3 protein-coding genes are annotated in these 3,578 nt (G+C 73.4%); all 3 read left to right on the forward strand.

Annotated features, from left to right (window positions below):
- Window positions 1–1,576, forward strand: a 1,576-nt coding sequence (locus EF903_RS30200) for a PQQ-binding-like beta-propeller repeat protein (RefSeq protein WP_312845980.1), incomplete at its 5' end; no start/stop codon positions are given.
- Between the two features lie 134 nt (window positions 1,577–1,710).
- The gene (locus EF903_RS30205; RefSeq protein WP_125548175.1) at window positions 1,711–2,409 is read left to right on the forward strand and encodes a response regulator transcription factor; all 699 of its coding nucleotides are present in this window, start codon (window positions 1,711–1,713) and stop codon (window positions 2,407–2,409) included.
- Between the two features lie 71 nt (window positions 2,410–2,480).
- Window positions 2,481–3,443 (forward strand): UDP-glucose 4-epimerase GalE, encoded by a 963-nt coding sequence (galE, locus tag EF903_RS30210; RefSeq protein ID WP_125548176.1) that lies wholly within the window; start codon window positions 2,481–2,483, stop codon window positions 3,441–3,443.
- Window positions 3,444–3,578 lie beyond the last annotated feature (135 nt).

Consider the following 3,578-nt stretch of genomic DNA (forward strand, 5'->3'; position numbering starts at 1 on the left):
GGCGCAGCCCGCGTACGGCTACCCCCAGCAGGGCTACGGCTACCCGCAGCAGGGCGCCCCCGGCGGCCCGGCCGCCCCGAACCCGTACGGCGCGCCCACGGCCCCCATGCAGGCGGCCCAGCCGGTGCCGGGCACCCCGCAGGGCCCCTCGGGCGGCGCGAAGCGCACCCAGCTCATGATCGTCGGCGCGGCCGCGCTGGCCATCGTCCTCATCGTGGCCGGCGGCTTCTGGTACGCCTCCGGCAGCGGCGGCGACGGCGAGCCCCAGGCCGGCCCGAGCGCGAGCACCGGCGCCGCCCCGGCCGGCACGCCCGGCTCCGAGAAGGTCCCCGCCAACCCCAAGGCCCGGGTGCTCTACAACCACCCGAGCCCCGCCCCCGAGGAGATCACCTCCGTCAAGGGCTCCTGGCTGACCGACAGCGTGTACGCGAAGTCGGACATCGGCAAGATCGTCGGCTACAACCTCGTCGACGGCGGCAAGAAGTGGGAGCTGCCCGTCCCCGGCGAGATCTGCGGCGCCACCAAGCACGTCAGCGACAACAAGACGGCGTTCCTCTTCCGCGCGAGCCAGCCCACGGCCGAGGTCAAGTACCCGCCGTGCACCGAGGTCGGCGTCCTCGACCTCACCACCGGCAAGCTCGTCTGGTCCGGCAACGCCAAGGGCAGCGCCACCGGCGACCGGCCCGCCAACTTCGACGAAGTCACCATCAGCGGCAACACCGTCGCCGCGGCCGGCACCAGCGGCGGCGCCGCCTGGAACCTCGCCGACGGCAAGTCCCTGTGGACCCCCAAGGCCGACGCCGAGGGCTGCTACGACTCCGGCTACGCCGGCGGCGAGGCCCTCGCCGTCATCCGCAAGTGCGGCCGCTCCCCGAACCAGACCCTCCAGGCCCAGACCCTGGACCCGGCCACGGGCGCGCCCACGTCCTCGTACAAGCTGTCCGACGGCATCGAGTGGGCCTCGATCATCTCCACCAAGCCCCTCGTCGTCGCCGCCGACGTCGGCAAGACCGCCAAGAACGCCACCGGCATCAGCGACCTCTTCGTCGTCGACCCCAAGGGCGAGCTGAAGTCGCGGATCTCGCTGGCCTCCGGCAACTTCGGCGGCAAGTGCCGCAGCACCGAGGTCGAGATGTGCTCCAACATCGTCGTCGGCAACGGCAAGGTCTACCTGCCCTCGATCGAGCACCAGGGCCAGGAGTCCGGCCGCACCAACGAGCTGCTCTCCTTCGAGCTGGAGACCGGCAAGCAGACCACCGACCGCTCCGACGCCGGCGAGCGCTACACGATGTACCCGCTCCGCATGGACGGGTCGAACATCATCGCCTACAAGTCCGGCCCCTACGACGCGGGCGGCCAGGTCGTCTCCATCGACGGCGCGACGATGAAGCAGACCCTCCTGATGGAGACCCCCGGCGACCGGGCCGCGAAGAAGGCCGAGATCGCCTTCTCCCCGGAGTTCTCCGAGTTCCGCTACCACAACGGCAAGCTCTTCATGTCCCGCACCAGCGCGCGGAAGAGCTCCATCTCGGGCGGCGACCCGGACTACCTCTTCGTGTCCTACACCGCCGGCTGATCCCCGGCCGTCCCCACGGCCGCACGAAGCCCCCGGAAGGTCCGCCTTTCCGGGGGCTTTCGCGCGGTATCCGCCGCGCGCCGTCGAACAAGCGTGTAGCTTGCCGGGGCATAAGGGGAGGGGGCGGGAGCCCGATGGGCGTACGGGTCATGGTGGTCGACGAGCACCGGCTGCTGGCCGAGGCGCTCGCCTCGGCCCTGAAGCTGCGCGGGCACCGGGTGCTCGCTGCCGCGGCGCCGGTCTCCGGCGCGGCCGAACTCGTCATCAGCAGGGCGCCGGAGGTCTGCCTGCTGGGGACGGCCTCCCCGGCCGAGCCCGGCGTCTTCGAACCCGTCGCCCGCATCAGGCGGGAGCGCCCGCAGATCGCGGTGGTCGTGCTCGGGCCCGTGCCCAGCCCCCGCGGCATCGCCGCCGCCTTCGCCGCCGGCGCCTGCGGATACGTACGCCAGGACGAGCGCATCGAGGGCGTCGAGCGGGCCCTGGCCAAGGCCCGGGCCGGCGAGGCCGCCGTCTCCCCGCAGCTGCTCCAGGGTGCGTTCGCGGAGCTGCTGAACCCGGCCGTCCCGCCCGACGACGAGGGCAGCCGGCTGCTGCGGCTGCTCACGCCGCGCGAGATCGAGGTGCTGGTGCGGGTCGCGGAGGGCGAGGACACCCGGCTCATCGCCGCCGGCATGGAGATCGCCCCGAGCACCGCCCGCACCCACGTCCAGCGGGTGCTGATGAAACTCGGCGTCGGCTCACGGCTGGAGGCGGCCGCGCTCGCCGCCCGGACCGGCCTGCTGGACCGGGCGGCACTGCCCGGGCAGGGCCCCGATTTCCCCGGACGCCCTTAATCCGGTAAGCCAGAGGGCGGCAGCACGAGCACGCACCGCGCGTGCGTTCCCCCGCGAGAGGTAGTAGGCGAGTGAGTAAGTACCTGGTCACCGGCGGTGCCGGTTACGTCGGCAGCGTCGTCGCGGCCCACCTGCTGGAAGCGGGCCACGAGGTGACCGTCCTCGACGACCTCTCCACCGGTTTCCGCGAGGGCGTCCCGGCCGGCGCCGCGTTCATCGAGGGCCGCATCCAGGACGCCGCCCGGTACCTGGATTCCTCCTACGAGGCGGTCCTGCACTTCGCCGCCTCCTCCCAGGTCGGCGAGTCCGTCGCCAACCCGGGCAAGTACTGGGAGAACAACGTCGGCGGCTCCCTCGCCCTGCTCGCGGCCATGCGCGGGGCCGGCGTGCGCAAGCTGGTCTTCTCCTCGACCGCCGCCACCTACGGCGAGCCGACCGAGCCGCTGCTCACCGAGGAGTCCCCCACCAAGCCGACCAACCCCTACGGCGCCACCAAGCTCGCCGTCGACCACATGATCACCGGCGAGTGCGCGGCCCACGGCGTCGCGGCGGTCTCGCTGCGCTACTTCAACGTCGCGGGCGCCTACAAGGAGTTCGGCGAGCGCCACGACCCCGAGACCCACCTGATCCCGCTGGTGCTCCAGGTCGCCCTGGGCGAGCGGGAGGCGATCTCCGTGTTCGGCGAGGACTACCCCACGGCGGACGGCACCTGCGTACGCGACTACATCCACGTCGCCGACCTGGCGGAGGCCCACCTCGCCGCGCTCGGCGCGGCCGTCCCCGGCGAGCACCTGATCTGCAACCTGGGCAACGGCAACGGCTTCTCCGTCCGCGAGGTCGTCGAGGCCGTCCGCAAGGTCACCGGCAAGGACATCCCGGAAGTCCTCGCGCCGCGCCGCGCCGGCGACCCGGCCGTCCTCGTCGCCTCCGCGGAGAACGCCCGCGCCCGCCTCGGCTGGACCCCGTCCCGGCCGGACCTCGCCGGAATCATCGCGGACGCCTGGGAGTTCACGCGCGCCCTGCGCGGCGTCTGACCGCTCCCGCAGCGCCTCCCGCGCCCCCGGCACCCCTCGCGGTGCCGGGGGCGCGGTACGTCCGGCGTCCGGCGTCCCGGCGCAAGGCCGCGAACGGTCCGGGCCGCGGGGGAGGCCGGGCGCCGGGACGCCGGA

Source organism: Streptomyces sp. WAC05292 (assembly GCF_003949955.1).
Classification (GTDB): Bacteria; Actinomycetota; Actinomycetes; order Streptomycetales; family Streptomycetaceae; genus Streptomyces; species Streptomyces globosus.